This is a genomic window from Methylobacterium soli, from assembly GCF_008806385.1.
GTDB classification, from domain to species: Bacteria; Pseudomonadota; Alphaproteobacteria; order Rhizobiales; family Beijerinckiaceae; genus Methylobacterium; species Methylobacterium soli.
On sequence record NZ_VZZK01000014.1, the window covers coordinates 1 to 23,365 of the forward strand.

Below are 23,365 nucleotides of genomic sequence, written 5' to 3' on the forward strand. Positions count from 1 at the left end.
GGACATCGACAACGTGCGCCTCACCCAGAAGGCGATCCTGCGCTTTCCCGCCTTCAACCAGCGGGTGACGCCCGAGATCGACGGCCAGGTGAGCCGGGTCTCGGCGGATGTGACCACGGACCCGAAGAGCGGGATGAGCTACTACACGGCCCGGATCCGGGTGGCGGAGGACCAGCGGGAGCGGCTCGGCGGGGGCCGGCTGGTGCCGGGCATGCCGGTGGAGGCCTTCCTGCAGATCGGCGATCGCTCGGTGCTGAGCTATCTCACCAAGCCGCTGACCGACCAGATCGCCAAGGCTTGGCGTGAGCGGTAAGGCTTGGCGCGAACGCTGAGGCTTGGCGTGAGCGTTCCGGCTGCGCGAGCGGTCGGATGCGGCGCGCCATCGCCGCCGCGGCACAGGTTTGTCTCCGGGTCTGCGGCCCGATCTGCCTTGCGGCCTGTGTTCACCATGTCTTGTCGTGCGCTGTCCGTCGCCTGTTCCGGCTACGCTTCGCCGGACGAAAGTCATGATCAAGTCCGCGCCCCCTGGATATCCGTCTGAACACTTCACAGGTAAGATCAGTACGCGAGCGCACTGACCCTGGTCTCGTACAAGAGGCGACGGTATTGTCGAGGACAGTGAAGCCCACCTGTCCCGCCGCGATGGCGGGCGTGGTGCCGAACTGGACGAAATCCCGGCTCTGTTGAGGCTACCCCTTTCGGATGAATCCGCGATCTGACTGAGCGCAAAGGTATATTGTTTGCGAAACGGTTGGACGAAAGCCTCGCGATTATGGAAGTTCAGTACCTCGCAGATAGAAACGAATCATCTCCAAGGAATAGGGCTCGGTCGCTCTTCGAAAACGAGAGTAATCGTGGCCGCTCAAGGATGTGAAAGCTCGCTTGAGCTTGTGAACCGGTTATCGGATGGGCCAACATCCGCCGGCACAGGGGAATGTCATGCGTCACGAGTCCTCGTCTACCATCGAGACTGCCGCCCTGGGCGAGACCGTCTATCCGGAGCAGGATCGCGTCCGGACATCCCTGTGGATGATCTGGATCTACCTCGCCGTCGTGGTGGTCTGGATCTACACCATGACCGTCCGCATGGTCCTGAGCCTGATCTGAGCGGTTGGCCGTCTCGTTGAGATCGTCAGCGAAACCGCCGGTTCCGGCATCGGCCGTGTCCATCGAGACCCGATGGGAAGTACTGAATTCGGCATCCGGCGACGAATAGAGTGTCGACAAGCGCACGAGCGTACGGTTTCTACCTCGAATTCGCGGCATCATAACTTGTGATTGTGATGGCGCTATGGTCCAAATCCATACAGTCGCGTCGAGATAGGCAGCAGGTCGGATGCCCGGCCCCACGGATACAGCGTATTTCGGTCCATCGGCACCCGCGGGTGCGGCGGACGTGTCGCGGGGACGCCCTTTCTCCTTCTATCTCGGCATCTTCGCGCTCGTCCTAACCCTGCCGCTGATCGCCATCATCACCTTCGTGACGAACCGCTATGTCGGGGCGGAGCGGACGAAGCTCGAGGCGGTCTCGATCGAGGCCAATATCGATCTCGGCCTCGCGGTCGAGCGCGACCTGATCGCCCTCATCGCCGCCCTCCGGACCCTCGCGGCGTCGCCCGCGCTCCTCGACGACCTGCCGCGCTTCCGCCTGCAGGCGCAGGAGGCCATGGCCGGCCGCCAGGGCCGGCTGATCCTCCTCGACGAGACGGGCCGCGACCATCTGGAGGATCGGGATCCGCCGCTTCCGGCGGCGTATCTCGCCGCCCTGCGCCGTCGCATCGCGCAAGGGTCCGAGCCCGAGATCTCCGACCTCCTGCCCGCGATGCCCGGGCATGGTCGCCAGATCGCCGTCTCGGTGATCGCGCCGGCCTCCGAGATCCGCCGCTCGGCCCTCGTCTTCGCCATCCAGCCAACGCATTTCGCCGAGCTGCTGCAGGGGACGGGGCTGCTGCCGCCCCATCGCGGATCGCTCGTCGACCGCTCCGGCACGTTGATCGCCCGGACCCTGCAGAGCCACACCTATCTCGGCCGGACCATCCCGCAGATGGAGGCCATGACGGGCGCCTACGGCCGGATCGATGCGGTGAACGTGGAGGGCATCCCGGTCCGGCGCTTCTATCGCCGCTCGCCCGTCTCCGGCTGGTACATCCTCACCTCCATCTCGCAATCCGCCCTCCAGAGCTCCCTGCGCCAATCCCTGTGGCTGCTTGCCGCCGTCGCGCTGTCGCTGCTGCTCACCGCCTGCCCCTGCGCGCTCTTCCTAACGCGGCGGATGCAGGCGGCGGCGCGGATCACGATGGGGGCCGCGCGCGGCCTCGGGCAGGGCGCGCTGATCCAGCCGCGCAGCACCGGGGTCGCCGAAGCCGACATGGTCTGCCAGATCCTGGCGGATGCCTCGGCGCGCCTGCAGGAGCAGGCGGAGAGCCTGCGCAACAGCAATGTCGAGCTGGAGCGCCGGGTGGCCGACCGGACGCGCGAGCTCGCGCAGAGCCATGCCCTGACGCAGAGCATCCTCGAGAACACGCCGGACACCGTGAAGGTCCTGGACGCCTGGGGCCGGGTCATCTTCACGAATCTTCGCTCAACGCACCTGACCGGACCGGAGGCCGGCACGAGCCTCGAGGGGCAGCGCTGGGCGGATTTCTGGCCCGGCGAGGGCGGGCTCTCGGCGCGCCGGGCGATCGCCTGCGCGCAACGCGGCGCCTCGAGCCGGTTCACGGCCTGGCGCGGCCTCAAGGGCGAGGCCGAGACCTGGCTCGACGTCCTCGTCACCCCGATGCTCGATGCCGAGGGCGGGACGCAGCGCATCCTCGCCATCTCGCGCGACATCACGGCCCAGCATCGCCACGACGAGGAATTGCAGATCGCGAAGGAACGGGCCGAGGCGGCCTCGGTCGCCAAGGAGGAGTTCCTGGCCAATATGAGCCACGAGCTTCGCACGCCGCTGAACGGCATCCTCGGCTACGCCGACCTGCTCTCCTCCGACCGCAGCCTGCTGCCGAGCCAGCGCCACCGGATCGACCGCATCCAGGACGCGGCCGGCGCCCTCCTGGCCATCGTCAACGACATCCTGGACCTCGCCAAGATCGAGGCCGGCGACATGACGCTGCAGATGCGGCCGTTCCGCCTCGCCAAGCTCCTCGACGATGCCGCCGACCTCGTCCTGCCGATGGCCCGCAGCAAGGCCCTCTCCCTCGACCTCGCGCTCGACCCGGCCATCCCCGAATGGGTCGAGGGCGACCCGGAGCGGCTGCGGCAGGTCGTCCTGAACCTCCTGGGCAATGCCATCAAGTTCACGCAGGCCGGCGGCATCCATCTCGGCGTGACGGTCGAGGCGGTCGCGGCGGGGCGGTGCCGCTTCGAGATCGCGATCCGCGATACCGGGATGGGCATTGCGCCCGAGCGGCAGCATCTCCTGTTCCAGCGATTCTCGCAGGTCGACGCCTCGAACGAGCGCCGCTTCGGTGGGACCGGCCTCGGCCTCGCGATCTCGCGCCACCTCGTCGAGGAGATGGGCGGGCGCATCGCGGTGGAGAGCGCGGTCGGCCTCGGCTCGACCTTCCGCCTGAGCCTCGACCTGCCGGTGACCGAGGAGCCGGAGCGCCTGCTGAAGGAGGCGCCGCTCGCCTGCAACGCCTTCGAGGCGCATGTGCTGGTGGTAGAGGATGTCGCCCTCAACCGCGACCTCGTGGCCGAGCTCCTGAAGGTCCTCGGCTGCCGGGTGGACCTGGTGGGATCCGGCGAGGCCGCGATCCGCGCCGTGCAGGAGACCGCCTACGACCTCGTTCTGATGGACGAGCAGATGCCGGAGATGAGCGGCACGGCGGCCACCCGGATCATCCGGGCCCTCGACCATCCGGCCCGCCACGTCCCCATCGTGGCCTGCTCGGCCGACGTGTTCGCGCATCAGGTGCGCCGCTTCGAGGAAGCGGGCATGAACGGGCATGTGGGCAAGCCCCTGACCCAGGCCGTCCTCGCCAAGGCGCTGATCCGTCATGTCTTCCGCCTGCAGGCACCCCAGCTCGACCGCCCCGCCGAGGCGCGTCCCGACGATGCCCCGACGCAGGCCTGCGACAGCGTCTCGGCCCGGTCCTGGCTTCCCGACGCGCGCCTCGACGCGGCTCTCGACGAGCTGCGGCAGGACCTTGCCGCCCTCGACGCCGATCTGCGCGACGGGAGCGCCCCGGACGCCCTCGCGGCGCGGGCGCATGCGCTGATCTCCACCGCCTGCATGCTGGATTTTCCCCGCCTCGGCCGCGCCTGCCAGGATTTCGAGCGGGCCGCCCGGTCGGGCAGCGGGCGCGCCGCCAACGACGATCTCCGCCGGGTCATCGGCGAGACCCTGGCGCAGATCGACGACATCCGGCCGGCCGGCGCGACGCAGGCGGACCGCCATGACGGGCCGGGCGGCGGCCACCCGGACAGAATCCTCGATCCGGCCTCCGCCGGCCAAACCTCGGACGTTCCGACATTCAGGTGACCGACGATGACGCATCAAGACACCATCGCGCTGATTGCCGACGACCATGAGCTGTTCCGGGCCGGGCTCTCGGCCCTCTTGAAGCGCGATTGCGGATTCGCCTCGGTGATCGAGGCGGCCTCCCTCGACGCGGCGATGCAGATTCTCGGCGAGACTCCCGCCATCACTTTCGCGTCCTTCGATCTGGCGATGCCGGGGGTCGGCAGCGCGCTCAGCCTGCGCAGCGTGCGCGAGGTCTTTCCCCACGTGCGGGTCGCCGTCGTGTCGGGGTCGGGGGACCGCGACGACATCTTCCTGGCGCTGCAGGCGGGGCTGCATGGATACGTGCCCAAGACCCTCGGCATCCCGGACATCACCCGGGCCTTCCAGAAAATCCTCCGAGGCGAGATCTTCGTGCCTCCGCTGGTGGCGGAGCTGCCGGCGCAGGCGGAGCCGCCGGCCTGCACGGAGTTTGCCCGCATGCCCGAGCCCGGCGTCAAGCTGACGCCGCGCCAGAGCGACGTCCTGCGGCTGATCCGCTGCGGCAAGTCGAACAAGGAGATCGCCCGCAGCCTGAACCTCACGGAGAGCACCGTGAAGGTCCACGCGGTCGCGCTGTACCGGGCGCTCGGGGTGCACAACCGCTACGGCGCCGCACGCGTCGAGCGGGATTGAGGCGGCCCGGCACGGCCGAGGTGAGCTAACGCACATCCCTCTCGGCCTCGGGCCTCGCCGGCCGCCGGGCCCCGGCTATCTCACCGGGCTCTCAAGCTTCGGCAGCCGGAACCGTGCATGACGATACCGATCAGGCTCACGCTGAACGGGCATTCGCAGGACATCGTCCTCGACGACCCACGCATCACGCTCCTCGACCTCCTGCGTGAGCGGCTCGATCTCACCGGTGCCAAGAAGGGCTGTGATCGCGGCCAGTGCGGCGCCTGCACGGTGATCGTTGACGGGCGCCGGATCAATGCCTGCCTGGCCCTCGCCGCCAGCCTCGACGGGGCCGACATCCTGACGATCGAGGGGCTGGCCGAGGGCGATGCCCTGCATCCGGTGCAGCAGGCCTTCCTGAACCATGACGGCTTCCAGTGCGGCTTCTGCACGCCGGGCCAGATCATGAGCGCCGTCGGGCTGATCCGGGAGGGACAGGCCGGGACCGATCCGGAGCGCATCCGCGAGGGAATGAGCGGCAATCTCTGCCGTTGCGGCGCCTATGCGGGCATCCTGGAGGCCGTGCGCGAGGCCGCCCTTGCGCCAGGGCGATCGGAGGATGCGGCATGAACCTGTTCGAATATACCCGCGCGACGAGCCTCGGTGAGGCCGTGGCCGCCGCCCAGAAACCCGGCGCCGCCTATCTCGCGGGCGGCACCAACCTCCTCGACCTGATGAAGGGCGGGATCGCCGCGCCAGCCCATCTCGTCGACATCACCCGCCTGCCGGGGCTCAGCGCAATCGAGCGGCTGCCGGATGGCGGCACCCGCATCGGGGCGCTGGTGCGCAACAGCGACCTCGCCAACGATCCGGACTTCGCCGAGACCTACCCGATGGTGGCCGAGGCGCTCCTCTCCGGTGCCTCGGCCCAGCTGCGCAACGCCGCGACGGCGGGCGGCAACCTGCTGCAGCGGACCCGCTGCGAGTACTTCTACGACCCCGCGAGCCCCTGCAACAAGCGCGCACCGGGCGCGGGCTGCGCGGCCATCGGGGCCGCGACCCGCATCCACGCCGTGCAGGGCTGGAGCGAGCATTGCATTGCCACCAATCCCTCGGATTTCTGCGTGCCGCTCGCCGCCCTGTCCGCCATCGTGGAGATCGCGGGGCCGCAAGGTTCCCGCACGGTGCCGCTGACGGCGTTCCACTGCCTGCCCGGGGCGCAGCCGGAGCGCGAGACCGCGCTCGGCGCGGGCGAGCTGATCACGGCCCTGGTGCTCCCGCCCGAGGCCGCGGCCTTCGCCCGAAACGCGCGCTATCTCAAGGTCCGGGACCGCACGTCCTACGCCTTCGCGGTGGTCTCGGCGGCGGCCGCCTTGACGCTGGACGCCGGCCGGATCGTGGAGGGGCGGCTCGCCCTCGGCGGGATCGCGCTGAAGCCCTGGCGCGTGGCCGAGGCCGAGGCCGCGCTCGCGGGCCGACGCCCCACGCCCGAGACCTACGCGGCGGCGGCCCGCCTCGCCCTCGCGGGGGCCGAGCCGACCGGCGCGGCCAACGCCTTCAAGGTCGAGCTCGCCCGGCGCGTCGCCGCGCGGGCCCTCGCGCTCGCGGCTGCCGGCACGCCCGCGCGCATGCCGGCGCTGCCGGCCTCCCCCTTCGGCCTCGCTTGAGGAATTGCCCATGTCCGCGACCTCCGTCCCAGGCGGTGCCGAGCGTATCCGCCAAGGTTCCAGCATCGGTCAGCCGCTCACCCGTCGCGACGGCCCCCTCAAGGTGACGGGCCGGGCCCGGTTCGCGGCCGACCACCTGCCGCCGGGCACCCTGCACGCCGCGCTCTGCGTCGCCCGCATCGCCAAGGGCCGCGTCACCGGCCTCGACCTGGCCGCGGCCGAGGCGCATCCGGGCGTCGTCGCGGTGATGACGCCCGGGAACGCGCCGAAGCTCGCCAGGCATCCGGACCAGAAGGACGGGCCCTTCGTGTTCCGCCTCGACCTGCTCCAGGATTCCGCCGTGCGCTATGCCAACCAGCCGGTCGCGGTGGTGATCGCCGAGACCCTGGAGGCGGCCACCGAGGGCGCGCGGCTGCTGGCGCCCCGATACGAGGCCGAAAGCCCCCGCATCGGGCTCGATGCCGGCACGGTGTTCACGCCCCCGGCGATCGGCGTCGGCGAGCCTCCGGAGGAGGGGCGCGGCGACGTCGAGGCCGGTCTCGGAGCGGCCGCCAGGACCGTCGCGGCGACCTACGAGACGGCGGCGCAATATCACAACGCCATGGAGCCGCACGCGGCGGTCGCGGTCTGGGATGGCGACCGGCTCACCCTGCACACCCCGAGCCAGGGCATGGCGATGGCGCAGGGGCGCCTCGCCGGATTGTTCGGCATCCGCCCGGAGGACATCCACATCGAGAGCCCCTATCTCGGCGGCGGCTTCGGCTCGAAGGGGATGGTCTCGGGGCCACAGGTGCTTGCCTGCATGGCGGCCCGCCTCGTCGGACGCCCGGTCAAGCTCGTCGCGACCCGCGCGCAGATGTACGGGCCGATGGGCCACCGCGCGCCGACGCGCCAGACCCTGCGCCTAGGGGCGGATCCGGATGGCAAGCTCACGGCCCTCGATCACCACACCCTCACGGCATCGAGCGCCTTCGACGATTTCTTCGAGCCGAGCGGGGGCGTCTCGCTGACCCTCTACGCGAGCCCCGCGATCGCGGTCCGCCACGAGGCCGTGCGGCTCGATACCGGCACGCCGCTGTTCATGCGCGCGCCGGGCGAGGCCTCGGGCAGCGTGGCGCTGGAGAGCGCCGTCGACGAGCTCGCCCAGGCCTGCGGCCTCGATCCGCTGGCGTTCCGCCTCGCGAATTACGCCGAGGTCGAGCCGATCTCCGGGCGGCCCTTCTCCTCGAAGGCGCTGCGCGAATGCTACCGGCAGGGGGCCGAGCGCTTCGGCTGGGCCGGGCGCCCGCTCCAGCCCCGCCAGATGCGGGACGCCGACGGATTGCTGGTCGGCTGGGGCATGGGGACCGCCACCTTCCCGGCCCTGATGTTCGAGGGCAATGCCCGCGCCGAGCTGCGCGCGGACGGCACCGGCACGGTCGAGCTCGGCGCCCACGACATGGGGCAGGGCGCCTGGACGGCGCTCGCCCAGATCGCCGCCGACGGGCTCGGGATCCCCCTCGAGCGGCTCACCTTCCGGATGGGCGCCTCGAACCTGCCCAATGCCGGCATCGCCGGCGGCTCCGGGCATACCGCGACCGCGGGCGGGGCGATCCACGCGGCCGGCCTCGACATCATCGGGCAACTCGCGGACCTCGCCACCAACGATGCCGCCTCGCCGCTCTACGGCGCGGGCAATGCCGGCGTCGAGGCGCGGGGCGGGCGGCTGTACCGGCGCGACGACGAGAGCCGCTCCGAGCGCTTCGAGGAGATCCTCGCGCGGGCCGGGCGCGCGAGCCTGAGCGGCCAGGGCAAGGCGTCCGCCGATCCTGCGGCGCAGAAGGCCTACGCGATGCACGCCCACGGCGCGGTCTTCGCGGAGGTGAAGGTCGATCCGGATCTCGGGCAGATGCGCGTCACGCGGCTGGTGGGCGCCTTCGCGGCCGGACGGATCATCAATCCACGCCTCGTCACCAGCCAATATTACGGCGGGATGATCTGGGGCGTCTCCTTCGCGCTCCACGAGCATGCCGCCATGGACCCGCGCACGGGGCGGTTCCTGAACGACAACCTCGCCGCCTACCATGTGCCGGTGAACGCCGACACGCCCGCCATGGAGGCGATCCTCGTCCACGAGGACGACGCGGTGGTGAATGCCCTCGGGGTCAAGGGCGTCGGCGAGATCGGCATCACCGGGACGACCGGGGCCATCGCCAACGCGGTCTGGCACGCGACCGGCATCCGGGTGCGCGAATTCCCGATCACCCTGGACAAGCTCCTCGGCTGATCGCGGGGCCGGGACCACGGAACGGCCGCCCCGCCGGGATCGGGCGGGGCGCCAAGGAGCGCCAAGTGGCCGCCGCGGGGCCAGCGAGAGGCCAGCTGCCGGTCAATTCAAGTCACGATTGAGATAAGGGAAGTCACGCACGCGTCGCGTGACTAGCCCAATTTCAGACAAACTTTGCTTTTCTTGCGCCGCCGACCTCGCACTTGTGCGATGATGGTCCTCCCGCCAGAGGAGGCCATCATGGCCACGGAAAAGAAGCACGGAAATCGCGAAGCGAAGAAGCCGAAGAAGCCGGTGCCCAAGACGATCGCGGCCGCGCCGACGACGAAGGACATGGTCGGGTCGGCGATCCGATCGGCGAACAAGAAGTAGGCGTTCATTCAGCGCTCGAAAGAGCGGCGAGGCTCTCGCCCCGCCGCTCGGTTTCCGGGTCGCCGGCCGTGCGAGCGGCCCCTGCGCCCGTCCTCGCTAGAGGTTCAGCAGCACGTTGGCGGAGCCCACCATCGTCATGACGAGACCGCAGGCGAAGACGCCGATCATCGCGTAGGAGAAGGCCTTCAGAGCCATGCCGTGTCCCTCCACCGCGCCCGATCAGCAGCGGTTCCCGCCAGCGGTCTGGCCGTACTGCATTACCGGACGGGTCTGCTGGTTGGCGTTGCCCTCGCTCGCGGAACTCGGGGCGCACCATCCCGAACGCGAACCCGGATAGGCCCCCCCGATGGAGCCCGTGGTCAGGTCGTCGTCGGGCGTGACGGAGAGGAAGTGCTCGGCCGGCGCACGGAAATCGTAGGCCAGGGCCGAGGTCGCGGGGGCGGCGAGGCCGAGGGCGAGGATGGCGGACAGGGCGACATTACGAAGGGTCATGGGTGTTCTCTGTTCCTTTCAGATGGGGTCCGGTCATGCGGACTTTGGGCTCGGCCCGGCTCGAAGCCGGCCCGAGGGTTGAGCACGGGATCAGCGGACCGAGGGCGAGGGATTGCGCGGCCGCACGGTGCCGGTCCGCGGGTCGTGAATGGGGCCGCGGATCTGGTCGCTCGTCGGAGCGCGCGGCGTGACGCTGCCCGTCGTCAGACGATCGAGATCCGGTACCCCCCGCTGGATGGGCGCCTGGCGCTCACCCGGGGCACGATAGCCCTGCGCCATCGCGGCGGGCGCAAGCGCCATTGCGCCAATAACAGCGGCAGCCGCGATGGGTGCGCGAATGTTTTTCATAATATAAGATTTCCTCTCTTGCCTGCAGATCTTGATTTCGATCCGTCAGTTGCTTGCCTGATCCCAATATGGGGTGCGATGGCCTTCAGCGACGTGTCGCGCCACACGCAGCAACGGGGATTATAGTTTCGACGCTCCCGCGTCGGCCGTCAGGCCAACGGCACGTCGCGACCGGCGGGGTGCCGGTGCTTGAAGCGGAGCGTGGGGGATCGGCTGGCCGGGGCAGGCCGCGTGAGCCGGTCAACGGGCCGGGTGGTCGTCCGAGGCGGCGTCCCGGGATCGCCCGGCCCGCGCGACGGCGTCGAGGACGGCGTCGGCGGTCAGGATCTCCGGGAGCGGCAGGCCGTGGGGCGCATGCGGCCCGTACACGATGGTGAAGGGCACGCCGAAACGGCCATAGGAGGCCAGGAAGGCCGAGACGGCCGGATCGGCCAGGGTCCAATCCGCCCGCATCGGCAGCACGTCGCCCGAGAGGCGATCGGCGACGGGCGCACGGTCGAGCACGATCCGCTCGTTGAGCCGGCAGGTGGGGCACCAGCGGGCGCCGACATCCACCAGCACGACGCGCCCCTCGGCGACGCGCCGGCGCAGGTCGCCGCGGTCGAATCGGCGCCACGCCACCGCGCCCTCATCCGCGGCCGAGCCCTGCCGCTCCGCCAGGATCGGCAGGGCCACGATGATCAGGACGAGCCCGGCCAGTCCGGCGGAGGCGAGCTTGCGGCCGAGGCCCGTCATCCGCGGCCGGAGGGCGAGGAGCAGAACCGATCCGGCCAGGAGGACCCCGATCGTTCCGGCCGCGCCCGGACCGAGCTGGCCTGAGAGGATCCAGAGCAGCCACAGGAATGTGCCGACGAGCGCGAGCCCGAGGATGCGGCGCAGCTGCACCATCCAGGCGCCGGGACGCGGCAGCCACGCGGCGGCGCGCGGATACGCGGCCACCGCCAGGTAGGGGGTCGCGAGCCCGAGCCCGAGGGCGAGGAAGACCGCCAGAATGACGGGCCCGGAGCGCGTCAGGGCAAACCCCACCGCCGTGCCGAGGAACGGTGCCGAGCACGGCGTGGCGAGCAGCGTCGCCAGGAACCCCGTCGCGAAGTGCCCGGCGAGTCCCTCGCGTGCCGGGCCGCCCAACCGGTCGGTCACGGCGCGCGGCAGGCGCAGCTCGAACAGGCCCCAGAGATTGGCCGAGAACAGCATCGTCACCGCAGCGAGCAGCGCCACGAAGGCGGGCTCCTGGAACTGGATGCCCCAGCCGATGAGGCTGCCGGCCCTCCGCAGGAGCACGATCGCGATAGCCAGGAGGAGGAAGGAGGCGAGGATGCCGGCGGCGGTGGCCAGGAACCCGGCCCGCACGGCGCCGGGCGCCTGCCCGCCGAGCCGCACCACGGCAAAGAGCTTCAGGGCGAGCACCGGCAGAACGCAGGGCATCAGGTTGAGGATCAGCCCGCCGAGAAACGCGAGTCCGAGCATCCCGAGGCCGGTGCCGAGAGTCTGCCAGGTTGTCCGTTCGGCGCTGCCCGGGCGGACCAGCGCCCGGATCGTCGACGACTCGGCTCCGTCGCTGACCGTCAGGACAATCTCGCGCCCGTCGAGGCGCATCGACGGACCGCCCGCGAGACCCTCCCGGTCGCGCGGCTCCGGCGGCAGGGGCAGGAGAACGAGCGCCCCGCGCCCGGATCGATCGAGCGTCACCTGCGCGGGCCCGAAGGCGATCGGCGGATCGGCCGCGACCGCGAGGGCGCTCCCGGAGAGCGGCCGCGCCGAGGCCAGCTCGACGGCGAGCGCCGGGCGGCCCTCGAGGGACCCCGCCCAGATCTCGACGATGTCGATGCCGGCCGCGGCTCCGGCGCCGGAGAGACCGAGGAGGCACAGGAGCCCCAGCACGGCCAGCATCGCGCCGGAACCGGGCCAGCGCGCGCTTCGGATCGAGGGGGTTGGACGAGGCGCGCAGGACATGGCCCCGCCAGGGTGGCCCGGAGCGGGGCAGGGGACAAGGGAGCGTCGCGGTGTTCGGCGCGCAGGCCAGGCCTCAGATCCGGGGCCGAGCCATCACCCGCGCGGGCCGGGGTCGAGATGCCGGACGATCATGGCCCGCGCCGCCGATAACGCGGCCTCACGCGGGCGCGCGGCCGAGCCTCAGCCGGTCACGGCCCGACCCTACGGCTTGGACGCGCCCTTCTTCGAGGCTTCGGCGGCCTTGATGCTGCCGGTCTCGGACACGCGATCGCGCGCTTGGTCGAGGCGCTTCTTCACGCCGGTCAGCTCGCGCTGCGCACTCGCCAGCTGCGCCTTCGCCGCATCCCGCGCGGCCGTGCTCTGACCGAGCTCGTCGCGCAGCGACGCGAGTTTGCCCTGCCAATCGCGGACAAGCTCGGTATTCGCCTGCTCCAGGAGCTTCTGGCGGCCCGCCAGCGTGTCCCGATCCGCCTGCAGGACCCTGACCTGCGCCGCGAGATCGCGCTGGCCCGACGCGCGGCTCGCGAACGCCCCCCAGCCCGCCAGGGCGCAGAGGCCGAGGATGACCGGAAGCCCATGCGCGCGCGTCGGCCGGACGGCGAGGAGCGCGCGGAGGTTCCAGCGCGGAATATGGGGCGCGTAACGCATGAGACTCTGGCCCTCAGTCGCTCCGATCCCGAGCCACGCGGCCCGGGCGATCGATGAATGAGGCTCTAGATTATCCGATCTAGCGTTAATGCCCGCTTACGCAACGTCGAATAAAGTCTCCCGACTTGACGCGATGCCATGAGGCGCGGAGGCGATCGCAGGAACGCCGGGACTGATCTCGCGCCGATACGGCCACGTTCTTGTTCGTTTCGGGACGGCTTGCCTAATGACGCGGCGGGATGCGCCCGGAACGTACGCTTCGGGACCGAGAGACGATGCCTCCATTGTCCCTACCGCGACGCGGCGCCCTGCCTGTCCGCGTTCAACGAGATGGTATGGGCTGCGCCTGCGTGCCCGGATGGGTCGCGATCCAGAGAACGTGGCGGCGACCGCTCGCGTCATCCGTCGCATGGACCCGGATCTCGTCGACGCAAAAGCCCAGGCGGCGCAGCCGGGCCTTGAACCTCCGGTCCGGTCTGCCCGACCAGACCCCCAGGAGGCCGCCGGGGCGGAGCGCGTAGCGCGCCCGCTTGAGACCCCAGGCATCGTAGAGCCGGTTGTTCTCGCCCCGCATCATCCCCTCGGGCCCGTTATCGACATCGAGCAGGATGGCGTCGTACTCGGCTGGGCCCGCCTGAATCAGGCGGTTCACATCCGCCTCGATCAGTTCGACCCGCGGGTCGTCGAGGCTCGCGCCGAACAGATGCGCGAGCGGGCCGCGCGCCCAGGCCAGGACCGCCGGCACGAGTTCCGCGACGACGACGCGCGCGTCGGGACCGAGCTCGCTGAGCGCCGCCCGCAAGGTGAAGCCCATCCCGAGCCCGCCGATCAGGATCCGGGCCCGCGGGCGATCCTTGAGGCGCGCGCATGCGAGGGTGGCGAGGGCCTTCTCGGATTCCCGATCCCGGTTGTTCATCAACTCGGCCGTCCCGACCCGGATCGAGAACTCGTCTCCGCGCTGCAGGAGCTGCAAGGCGACGTTTTCGCCCGGCACGGTGCCGGTATCGAGATGGACCCAGGGGATCACCGATGAACTCCGTTCGGACCGGGTAACGCTTGGCCGCAGGGGCGCATCCCTAGCGCGTGCCCGGCCCGCAGCGCCAGGGCCGTTCCACCACGGCCGGCCTCGGGCGCATCGGAGCGATCTCGGCTTTTCGCGGCCGAGCGCGTCCGAGAGCCGCGCTAAACTTCCCTGAGCTGACCCGAGCTCCAGACGCCGGCCTTGATGGTTCCCGATCTGAGCCGTTGCACGAGGCCCCCCTCGGCTTTCTCAGTGGTTCCAAAAACCCGAACCGCCCTGGCCCTCTGCTTGAAGACGGCGGCGGCATGATGAGGCAACGCCGAATAACAGGTAAAGAAGTAAGCCTCCGCCGCGGCTCCGCCGTTCAGGAGCTTGATCCGTTCCATCAGATCGCGACAGGTTATGTGTTCGCCGGCATTGTCCGCGAGATCCGAGTCGTCGGGTCCGCCATGCGCATGGACGACGAGGACGTCCCCTGGCGTAATCTGACGATTTTCTTCCCCACGATAGATGATTTTGCATTCCGTCAGCCTGGTTCCGAGCGAGGTGTCCGGCAAAGCCCCTGCATCAATCAATTCAGCAGCATTTGTTCTCAGACAGCCAGACTTGATCTTTTTTCCTCCCCTCGCGAAGGGGATATAGCAATATAAAGTAGGCATTCTGTCCTCTGTGGTGCTTGGAATGTTTGGTGTTGCCGATAGTGTCCGCTGCAGCTTGGTGCTGCCGTTCATTGCATTAAATGGCGACATTGTTTCAGCAAATTTCATATATTCTGTTTGAATTCTAGTCTATCGATCTAGACGCCGATTTCGGCGCGTCCCTTCCAAGCTTGTTCGGAATTTTCCAGTCGGAAGTAAGGTCGCTGTCGGTGCCGAGTTCGCTCTGCCCCGACCTGAAATCTCGCGGTACCAGTTCATTCGTCGACCGAACGCGCGCAAAGCGCGTCCCTATACGGCTCAATATAGGGCCGGCTTCTTCTCGCACGTCGCGAAGCAACTCAGATTCAAGCGTTGCCACCGCGAAAAGCTGCAAATCCAAGGCCGGCGCATTCGCATGGATCTGCAGAATGTCCGGACCGATCCCGAACCGGCGGCCCGAATGGCCGGTACGGGTGATGCGCCCCTGAGAACTCAGAATTGTCGTGGAACCTGGATGTCTCGGGTTTCGCCGATAAGGCGTAGGATCTCGTCGCCAGGAAAGGCAGAAGCAAAATCAATATTGACCCCGAGAAAGTCAATTCGATTTTCGCAAATATTGTCGAGCAATTTTGTGTGATGGAAAATCGTGCCGCGTCCACGAGGAGCGGCGTCACGCCGGATGCCGCGGGGCCGGTCGGTGACAGCCGCGGCGTCGCGATGGCGGATCGCCTGCCGATGCGCGATAGGATTTTTTGACCCGACGTGAGATTGCTATGGAAACCTAGAGTTTCGCATGCTAACCAGATCGCACTGATCTTCGTGCCGGGAAATCATTCGCCTAACCTGCATTCGTTTATCAAAAAAGGTGTTTTTCATGTCAAATAAGATCACAATCTTCTGCTGTGCCTTGATCGCGTTCCTGTGCGCGGGGAATTCTCCAGTTTTTGCTGCTTAAAATTACATCACGGGTGCGTGTGTCTGCAAGAAAGGAAACAACGTCCTTGCGACGTATTCGGAAACGATCTGCATCAAGAACGATCATGACGGATGCACGGCCGCGAAAGCGCAATGCGTCACTACGCATCGAGCGGCCTGCACCGAACTTGGCGGCCTTCTCACGCAAAGCGGCAAAGCCTGCACCGTGGGAGGTAAATGCTGATTGCCCGATTACTTATCTCTCGGGAGCGGCTGCTGCCGCGGTCAGGCTGTCCGGGCCTCGCGCGGTCCGGAGGGTGAGGCTCCGGGTCGTGTCCGGCCAACCTCCTCTGTCGTCCAGCGATAAGGCGCCGTTCGCCGTCGGGCGCGCCGATCCATCGAGACAACAAGACTTGCTCAGACTTCCTGCAAGCAACGCCACCGGCATTGAAGTGACGCGAGGGTCTCGGCGGCGCGCGGAACCGCGCGTCGTTGATCGCTCCTGCGATTAGGATGCCGCCGCCAGATTGCGGGGGCGGCGTCCATCGGGCGGTCGGCGAACGCTCCCGGCATAATGTCAGGTTCCGTCCGGCTTACGCCCCACGGGCGTGGTGCGGTCGCGCCCGCGGCCTGAACATGTCGCGCCGGCTCGCCCGGCATCGAAGCGCTGGGCGGCATGCCGGGACGAAGATCGTGCGTCGCCCGCCATCACCGCAGGCGCGCAGGTTTCGGCCGACGACGCTGGTTGTCTCGCGTCCATCTTCAAACAAGAATTGATTATAGCATAATTCATTCCTAATTGCGTTATGCTCAATAAGTACAATAATATTGCCAAATAATTGTCATTGACGTCGAATTTTTCAGAGGTGTAATGAGACATATAATATAGTTGAAAATTTGACGTGGAAAATTACTTATGTAATGACGTGTAAATATTGAAAACATTTCATTCGTTTGAGAAATCAGATGATTAAAATTCATCTTTGCTTATATTGTTGTATTTCTGACGATAATAAACATCGTAATTGCTAGATAATTCATACCTACGAGACGCGAAAATCATCTCGTTCAGTCTTCCTCCGCCTCATCAACGGAATGACAAATTCGACATGATACTGGAAATCCTGTCAGATCACCGGGGCCGCGCCCCGTGCGGCACGCTGTGCCGGTTCCCGATCGCCGCCCGCGGCGTCCGGCGGAATGTCGGCGTATGAGCGACGCGGTGCCGCTTGGGGCGATCGGCGACCTTCCGGATTGGCGAGATGTGATCGCGTCCGAGGATGCGTGGCTGCTGCCGGCCTATCGCACCGACGGCCTGTTCTTCTCCCTGCCCAAGCGCGTCCGTTTGGCGCGAAACGCCGATCGGTCGCCGGACTTCTTCCTCGAATTCTTCTCCGACCGGAATGCCGCGGGCGAGGACCAGGCCCTGTTCGCGAGCCTGCATATGGGCCTGGAATGCCCCGGCCTTCGCACGGATGCCCTGCGCTCGACGCGCCTGTCGGCGGCCGATGCCGCCGTGGTGCCGGTCTCGTTCTCGGCCGGTGCCACCTGGCATTTCGAGGCCGGTGATTGCCGCGTGGACGCCCCCTTCGCCTGGGACGGTGCCCGCCGCGCGACGCTCGATGCCCGGATCCCGGCCCGCGCCGGCGACCTGCTCTATGCCCAGCTGGCGACGGGGGCGATGCCCGCCGCGCGCGTCGCCGTGGAATCCCGGGTCGCGGGGGTGCTGCCGCGGCTCGACACCACCGCCCTGTTCGATGCCGGGGCCCTGCTCGCCCATCTGCACAGCCTCGATCCCGGCGCGCCGAGCCTCGCCTTCGACAGGCTGGTCTCCTGGCTCGAGGCGCCCCCGCCCGAGCTCCTGCGGTTCGAAGGCGGTGATCGCACGGGCAGCACGCACCTTCGCGCATTCACGCTCGCGGGCTGGCTCACACATCACTTCGGCGGGCCGGCGCCCTGTCGGCGCATCGCGGATGGGCCGCAGATCGCGTTGCGCGCGCCGGAAGAAGCGGGCGGGCCGACGCGCTGGGACCTGCGCACGCCGCTTCCGACCGGCGTGCCGCGCTTCCTCGATCTCGATCCGTTCACGTCGATCATCGAGGCGGGCGGCCGGGACCGCGTCACGGCCTTCACCCGCGTCGGGCCGCTGCCGGAGGACCGTTTGGCGCTGACCGTCGCGGTCGCCAGCGGATTTCCGGAGAACATCCGCAATTGCGATGCCGTCGACGTGACCCTGTGCGTCGACAAGGAACAGGCGCGTTCCGGCCTGACGACGGCGCAATCCGTGGCGCTTTACCCGGGCGGTCGGCGCAGCCGAACGGTGGCGCTCGCATTCCGGCGGGGCGGCCTGAAGGCGTACCGGGCCCGCCTTCAGCTCGTCGTCGACGACGCCGTGTTGGAATTGCCGTGGTTCGACGGCCCTGGGGCGTATCTCCACCTCGGACCCGCCGACCTGCCCCTGCGCCTCGTCACCGTGCGCGCCGCGCCGCCGCTGCTGGAACAGGCCCGGCTGGCTGTGGCGATTCCCGGAACCGCGCATCAGGCCGAGATCGTGGCCGAGGCTCCCTCAGTGAGCTTCCTGCTGCCGCCGGGCGGGGTGGGGCGGCTCGTGGTCTCGGCGCAGGACCCGGCGGCGGAGAGGCCGGCGATCACGCTCGATCTGCCCGGCGCGTCCGTCGATCTCGATTGCGACAGCTTCCCGCAATACGGCCCGCAGACGACCGGAATCCGCGTGGCCTTCGGTGGCGGTCTCGCGGCCGCCCGGTTCGCCTTCCTGCCCGAGAGCGCGCAGGAGCCGGTCGTGCTCGATTTCACGCCCGAGCAGTCGCGCACCACGTTCGGTTACTTCGCCGACCAGATCTTCCGCAATCGCTATCGGTTCCGCCGCGTCTTCGACGACGACGCGGATGGCGACTGGTCCGATTATCAGCTCCCCGGCAGGGATCTGATCTTGTCCGCTCATCCGGCGCGCGCGTCGAGGACACCCTCTCATGTCTGACAAACCGAACGGATTTCAGGCCGGGACGGTGGTCTGCGTGCCGCTCGGCCCGGTGAGCGCCGGGGAGATCGCCTATCTCCCGGGCGCTCCGCGGCTCGACCTCGACGACGGCGAGCCGCGGATCACGCTGGTGCACGGCCCGGACGGGGGCTTCCTGGCCTGCGAGACGGTCTGGCACGCGACCGACGCGGAGCTGGCGGCAGCCGAGCGCGCGATCCTGTCGCGGCATCCCGATCTGGCCCTCCTCGACCTCCACATCGCCGATCTGGCCGATGCCGAGGCCAGGTTGATCATCACGCCGGAGGCGGGCGAGGCGTTGACGATCGGCCCGGAGATGAGCTCGGGCTCGCCGTCCTATCGCGCCCTGTTCAGCGCCTCGCTCGAACCCGTTGAGGCCGAGGCCGTCGCCGCCGCGCTTAAGGGCGAGCCCGGGCGGATGATCCTCGAATACCGCGCCGCGCTGGACTTGCAGGAGCGGGTGGCGGCCGAGCTCGCGGGCGATCTCGGCGCGCGGGCCCGGGCGCTGCTGCCAGGGCCGGACGAGACGAGATCCGGCGGCCGCCCGCAGCCCGAATGCGATCCCGCGCCCGATCTCGACGCCTGCCGGGCGGCGATCGGGGACGCGCTGGAGAACGGCGAACTCGTCCTGACGCGCCGCCACAGCGCCAATGCGCCGGCGGCAGCGCGCGACGCGATGGAGGCGGAGTTGCGCGAGGCGGCGGCGCACAGGCTCCACGACGCGCTCGCCGAGGGCGAGACGGCCGCGCTGGCGGTGGCCGCCCTCGGCTTTCAGCGCAAGGCGGCGCGGACCGTCTTCGTGTCGTTCGCGCTGCACGACAGCGCAGACCTGGCGCAGGCCCGGCACGACGGCACCGGGCCGGAACCGTCCAGCCCCTGATTTCACCTGCGCCTGAAATTTAACGAGACTTGAGGGACATCGACAATGCTGACCATTTCTCCGGCCGTGAGCGTCAAGGATGTGCCGACGAATTTCGGCAAGAACAATTACATTCTCTTTCCGGATAGCGAGAACAAGGACTTGTATTATGCGCTCGCCGAGCGCCCGACCTTCATGGCCGAGCAGGACGGCAAGCCGAGCTTCAATATGACCTGGTACTTCGGCGGCGGCGTCAAATCGGGCGGCATCTGCACCATGACGGTGGCGCTGCCGATTCCGGATCTGGCCCAGCCGGCGGTGCGCGAGACGATCGCGGCCGCGCTCACCAAGAATCCCGCCACGATCAAGATCGCCCAGCTGGTCGACGCGCTCTGCCGCGCGATGGACGCCAAGCAGAATGAGCGCGTGGATGCCCTCAAGCTCGAGCTCGGCTACACCGACGAGACCGCGAAGCAGAAATTCGCCCTCTTCGACAAGAAGCGCGAGTGGATGCAGTTCCTGCCCGCCACCGTCAGCCTCGACATTCGCCCGATCCCATTCAAGTCTGGCACGGTCACGGTCCAGGGCTATGCCGGGAAGCAGAGCTACATCGAGGGCACTCCGGAATATACCAGCGGCAAGCTGGAGGTCGTGCCGTCGCTGTTCAACAGCAATGCCGCCGTCGTCACGTTCAACTTTCAGGAAGTCGGCGCCAACCTGTTCTGGACTGGTCTCGGCGGTCCCGAAATCGCCGCGAAGGACCGGCCGAGCGGCTACGACCCCGCCAAGGGCGGCAACAGCGTCATCGCGGTCCGCTACACCACCGAGTTCGACGGGCTGCTGCCGCAGGCGAAGGCGACCGTCACGTTCGATCAGTCCGTCATCGCCAAGCTCGATGTGGAAGCCCATGTCCTGAAGAAATCGTGGGGCCGCACCTATCTGAGCTTGGTGGCGCGCGGGAAGCATTACGAGGAACTGGTGCAGAGCTGCACCGACATCGTGTTGCCGGCGGCGGCTACCAAGGACGACAAGGAGAGCGTCCAGAAGCTCCTCACCGACTGGGCGGGCAAGCAGCTCGAAGACATGCTGAAGGCGAAGCTGCCCGCGGTGAAGCTGGAAGATCTGACCATCCAGGAGGCACGCGAGCTCAGCAAGGTGTCGAAGCAGACCCGCACCTATTCGCTGACGCAGGCCATCAGCGTGCCGAAGAATCCGATGGGTCAGCTCCCGAAGATCGACGCCCTGGTCGCCACGGACAAATTGCAGGAGCATTTCCATCTCGTCGATCTTAATCGGCGGCCCTATTTCAATGTCGACGTCACGGTTCAGCCGCCGAGCCTGAACTATCTCAAGCATCGCAAGATCGATCGCTTCGTCGTGACCCAGATTTCCTACGCGGGTGAGAAGTTGCGAACCCCAGAGGGCAACGAGATCACCGTGATGGAGTACAACACGACGGAGGACCAGAAGCCCGGCAAGACCCTGAACGGAACCTTCAGCAAGCTGACGCCGGACAAGAGCCTCCATTACGCGTATCTGGTGGCCTATTCGGACGGGACGCCGCCGTTCCGCGCCGCGGTGACGCGCCAGGACAGCGGCGACAACTACCTCGCCCTGAGCGGCGTTGATCTCGGCGTTCTCAGCGTCTCCTTCGACGGCATGGGCCTGCCGTGGGACCTCATCAGCAGCGCCACGGTGGACCTCCGGTACGGCGACTGGACCCATCGCGCCACGCTGAAGAAGGACGGCAAGGTCTTTGTGGTGAAGCCGTTCGGCCAGGCGATGACCGGCAAGCTGACCTACACGCTCACGCTCAACCTCGCCGCCGGCGCGCCCTTCGTGGACGACGTCAAGGAGGTGGTGCTCAAGAAGGGCGATGCCGCGATCATCGTGCTGAACCCGCTCGGTGATCGGACCCACACCCTCACCTTCGGGCTCGCCGGCGATGTGAGCCTGGCGCAGCTGCGCATGGAATACACGTTGAAGGGCCTCGGCCAGGACCGCATCTTCACCCGCACCCTGACGCTCGACGCCAGCAAGCCGGAGACCACGGCGCCGACCTGGAAGGTGCCGGTGTTCCGCGACGCGCCCTCGTCGTTCCGCGTGGTCAAGGCCCGGATCACCGCGGGCGGACGCACCAGCGACCTGACGGATCTGAGCAGCGGCTTCATCGGCAAGGTCGAGGATGACACGCTGATCACCGTCGAAAGTCACGGCTTCTCGATCTTCTGAGCTCGAGGACCCAGAACATGCTGGCCGACGGGAAGGCGATCACGCTCAGCGGCGTCACAGGAATGCTCATCTACGGGGATTTCGCTGAGCCGAAGCAGTTCTACTACGCGGCGACCCAGCCGCGCATCGCCCGCGACGGCGATGCCTACCAGTTCACGCTCGTCCGATACGATCGGGTGCGGGACGGGCAGGCGGGCATGTTGTCCTTCGTCGTCGATCTCGCGCCCGACCCGGCCGAGCTCGCCAGGGCGCGGCGGACACTGGAGCGGGGCACGCCCGGTGCCCAGCTCACTCCGCTGCCGTGGACGTCCGGCACGGTCGCCGCCGCGATCATCGGCGGCGACCCGGTCCTGGCGACGCCGTCGCTGATGGGCGACAACGGCGTGGCGATCAGTCTCGGGCTGACGACAGAGCAGTATCTGCTCCTGATGCGGTCCCTCGACGATCCGGATTCGGTGCCGATCTCGATCGTTTACAGCCTCCAATTCGAGGCCATGCGGCCGAAATTCGAGTATTCGATTCAGTTTCATGCCGAGCGCTTCCGCGACTGGCTGCAGAAGAAGCGCAAGCTGAATCTGTTGTTCGTCAGCTTCGAGCGCGTCGAGACCTTCGAGGAGCTGCGGGAGAGCGGATCGATCCAGGTCAGCTCGGTCAACCAGACCGACGAGCCGCTGCCAGACGGGGTGCGCCGCGCCTTCCTGAGCAGCCTGCAGGCTGTGCTCACCCCGTTGCCGGCCTTTGCACCCCCGCCCGACGGCGGCGACGATTCCTGGGGGATCGGCTATTCCTCGGAGACGATCCGCGACGTCCAGAGCATCGCGCGACGGCTCGATTGCAATCTGCGGGTCACCGGTGCGGTCGCGCGCTCGGTCCATATCCAGGGCGCCCTCGGGGGCTTGCCGGAGGCTTTGCGTGGCCGGCCGGTCGTCGAACTGCCGACGGGGATCAGCTTCGTGCAGGACCTGACCCTGCGCTGCCACGATCGGTTCGACGGCAACCCGCTCCACGCGGTCCAGGTCAGCATCGCGCCCGCGGACCTGTCTCCTGCCGCCCGCGTCTTCAACGGGCAGAACCCCGGCGACTGGCAGGTCGGCCTCACCCACGATCCCGACGACGCCCGGCTCTATGCCTGCCGGTGCGACCTGCACTTCGCCCGCCGCGACCGGCCGCGCGTCACCGCCACGGTGGAACTCGACCGCGACCGGGCCTTCGTCGATCTGCAGCCGGCGGCGTTCTACAGCTTCCGCCGCTACGCGGTGAGCGTCGCCGGCGACTTTCCGTGGGACCTCATCAGGACGATCGACCTGAGCCTGAGCGGCCCGCCGGGAATGAGCTTTACCCCCGCCCGCCTGGTGCTCAGTGCGCGCCAGCCCCGCGGCGCGATCGAAGCCTTCGCTCCGGAGCCGCTGGACCTCGCCGAGGTGGCGTTCCACGCGACCTACGAAGCCGCCAACGGCGCGGATCACGACGAAGTCGGTCTGCCCACCGGAGCCACGATCTTCCTGAATCCCCTGCGCGAGCGCCGGATCCTGTTCGAGGCTGCGCCCGACATGGATTGGGGCCGCTGGAGCGCCGTCCTGGTCAAGCCCGTCCAGAAGGCCTTCCATCAGATCTGGGCCTCCCGGCTGCTGACGCTGACCGAGGCGGCCCCGCGCGCGGCCTTCACCTACTGGTTCGCCGAGGAGGCCCGGCTCGCCTGCAAGACGGCGTTCCGGGGCGACAGCCGGACCGTTCCCGGCGCCGAGATTTCCGGCGCCGGCACCACGATCGTGGTGCCGGCGCCCCCCCGATCCGTCTGAGTTCCCACGCAAGAGCCGCCGACGAA

Annotated in this window: 19 protein-coding genes; 11 read left to right on the forward strand and 8 right to left on the reverse strand. The window is 68.2% G+C overall.

All coding sequences use genetic code 11. The features are described 5' to 3' along the window. The 7 genes from F6X53_RS14575 to F6X53_RS14600 all read left to right on the forward strand — a co-directional run. The coding region (locus F6X53_RS14575) for a beta-barrel domain-containing protein (protein ID WP_191970837.1) at window positions 1-313 on the forward strand (313 nt) is incomplete at its 5' end. 626 nt (window positions 314-939) lie between these two features. Continuing rightward, window positions 940-1,107: a hypothetical protein gene (locus F6X53_RS32385; RefSeq protein ID WP_191970838.1), complete on the forward strand. Its 168-nt coding sequence runs from the start codon at window positions 940-942 to the stop codon at window positions 1,105-1,107. Window positions 1,108-1,396: 289 nt separating this feature from the next. Continuing rightward, window positions 1,397-4,480 carry an ATP-binding protein gene (locus tag F6X53_RS14580; RefSeq protein WP_191970839.1) on the forward strand — a complete coding sequence of 1,028 codons (3,084 nt, stop codon included), beginning with the start codon at window positions 1,397-1,399 and terminating at the stop codon, window positions 4,478-4,480. A 6-nt stretch (window positions 4,481-4,486) separates the two neighbouring features. Continuing rightward, entirely contained in the window at window positions 4,487-5,134 is a 648-nt protein-coding gene (locus F6X53_RS14585; RefSeq protein WP_151000938.1) for a LuxR C-terminal-related transcriptional regulator, read from the forward strand. A 117-nt stretch (window positions 5,135-5,251) separates the two neighbouring features. Beyond that, the gene (locus F6X53_RS14590) at window positions 5,252-5,743 is read left to right on the forward strand and encodes a (2Fe-2S)-binding protein (protein ID WP_151000939.1); all 492 of its coding nucleotides are present in this window, start codon (window positions 5,252-5,254) and stop codon (window positions 5,741-5,743) included. Beyond that, entirely contained in the window at window positions 5,740-6,780 is a 1,041-nt protein-coding gene (locus F6X53_RS14595; RefSeq protein ID WP_151000940.1) for an FAD binding domain-containing protein, read from the forward strand. The genes F6X53_RS14590 and F6X53_RS14595 overlap by 4 nt, the downstream gene beginning before the upstream one ends. Before the next feature lie 10 nt (window positions 6,781-6,790). Continuing rightward, the gene (locus F6X53_RS14600) at window positions 6,791-9,046 is read left to right on the forward strand and encodes a xanthine dehydrogenase family protein molybdopterin-binding subunit (protein WP_151000941.1); all 2,256 of its coding nucleotides are present in this window, start codon (window positions 6,791-6,793) and stop codon (window positions 9,044-9,046) included. Window positions 9,047-9,198: 152 nt separating this feature from the next. Here F6X53_RS14600 and F6X53_RS14605 read toward each other — a convergent pair whose 3' ends face one another. From F6X53_RS14605 to F6X53_RS14640, 8 genes are all read right to left on the reverse strand, one after another. After that, on the reverse strand, window positions 9,199-9,426 hold the full coding sequence (locus tag F6X53_RS14605) for a hypothetical protein (RefSeq protein ID WP_151000942.1): 228 nt from the start codon (window positions 9,424-9,426) through the stop codon (window positions 9,199-9,201). Between the two features lie 211 nt (window positions 9,427-9,637). Continuing rightward, window positions 9,638-9,910 carry a hypothetical protein gene (locus tag F6X53_RS14610; RefSeq protein WP_151000943.1) on the reverse strand — a complete coding sequence of 91 codons (273 nt, stop codon included), beginning with the start codon at window positions 9,908-9,910 and terminating at the stop codon, window positions 9,638-9,640. Between the two features lie 90 nt (window positions 9,911-10,000). Continuing rightward, complete coding sequence (locus F6X53_RS14615; protein ID WP_151000944.1) at window positions 10,001-10,258, reverse strand: hypothetical protein; 258 nt, start codon at window positions 10,256-10,258, stop codon at window positions 10,001-10,003. Between the two features lie 240 nt (window positions 10,259-10,498). Further along, window positions 10,499-12,148: a protein-disulfide reductase DsbD family protein gene (locus F6X53_RS14620; protein ID WP_151000945.1), complete on the reverse strand. Its 1,650-nt coding sequence runs from the start codon at window positions 12,146-12,148 to the stop codon at window positions 10,499-10,501. A 264-nt stretch (window positions 12,149-12,412) separates the two neighbouring features. After that, complete coding sequence (locus F6X53_RS14625) at window positions 12,413-12,859, reverse strand: efflux RND transporter periplasmic adaptor subunit (RefSeq protein WP_151000946.1); 447 nt, start codon at window positions 12,857-12,859, stop codon at window positions 12,413-12,415. A gap of 322 nt (window positions 12,860-13,181) precedes the next feature. Continuing rightward, a complete protein-coding gene (locus F6X53_RS14630; protein WP_151000947.1) occupies window positions 13,182-13,886 on the reverse strand; it encodes a spermidine synthase in 705 nt (234 codons plus the stop codon). A 155-nt stretch (window positions 13,887-14,041) separates the two neighbouring features. Continuing rightward, window positions 14,042-14,647 carry a hypothetical protein gene (locus F6X53_RS14635; protein ID WP_151000948.1) on the reverse strand — a complete coding sequence of 202 codons (606 nt, stop codon included), beginning with the start codon at window positions 14,645-14,647 and terminating at the stop codon, window positions 14,042-14,044. A 748-nt stretch (window positions 14,648-15,395) separates the two neighbouring features. After that, window positions 15,396-15,641, reverse strand: a complete 246-nt coding sequence (locus F6X53_RS14640; RefSeq protein ID WP_151000949.1) for a hypothetical protein — start codon at window positions 15,639-15,641, stop codon at window positions 15,396-15,398. A gap of 1,002 nt (window positions 15,642-16,643) precedes the next feature. Between F6X53_RS14640 and F6X53_RS14645 the strand changes: the two genes are divergently transcribed. The 4 genes from F6X53_RS14645 to F6X53_RS14660 are packed head-to-tail and all read left to right on the forward strand — an operon-like array spanning window position 16,644 to window position 23,339. Beyond that, on the forward strand, window positions 16,644-18,431 hold the full coding sequence (locus F6X53_RS14645) for a hypothetical protein (RefSeq protein WP_151000950.1): 1,788 nt from the start codon (window positions 16,644-16,646) through the stop codon (window positions 18,429-18,431). Continuing rightward, window positions 18,424-19,329, forward strand: a complete 906-nt coding sequence (locus F6X53_RS14650) for a hypothetical protein (protein WP_151000951.1) — start codon at window positions 18,424-18,426, stop codon at window positions 19,327-19,329. Before F6X53_RS14645 ends, F6X53_RS14650 begins: the two co-directional genes overlap by 8 nt. A 45-nt stretch (window positions 19,330-19,374) precedes the next feature. Further along, complete coding sequence (locus F6X53_RS14655; RefSeq protein ID WP_151000952.1) at window positions 19,375-21,540, forward strand: hypothetical protein; 2,166 nt, start codon at window positions 19,375-19,377, stop codon at window positions 21,538-21,540. Window positions 21,541-21,557: 17 nt separating this feature from the next. Further along, window positions 21,558-23,339: a hypothetical protein gene (locus F6X53_RS14660; protein WP_151000953.1), complete on the forward strand. Its 1,782-nt coding sequence runs from the start codon at window positions 21,558-21,560 to the stop codon at window positions 23,337-23,339. The last annotated feature ends 26 nt before the right edge of the window (window positions 23,340-23,365 follow it).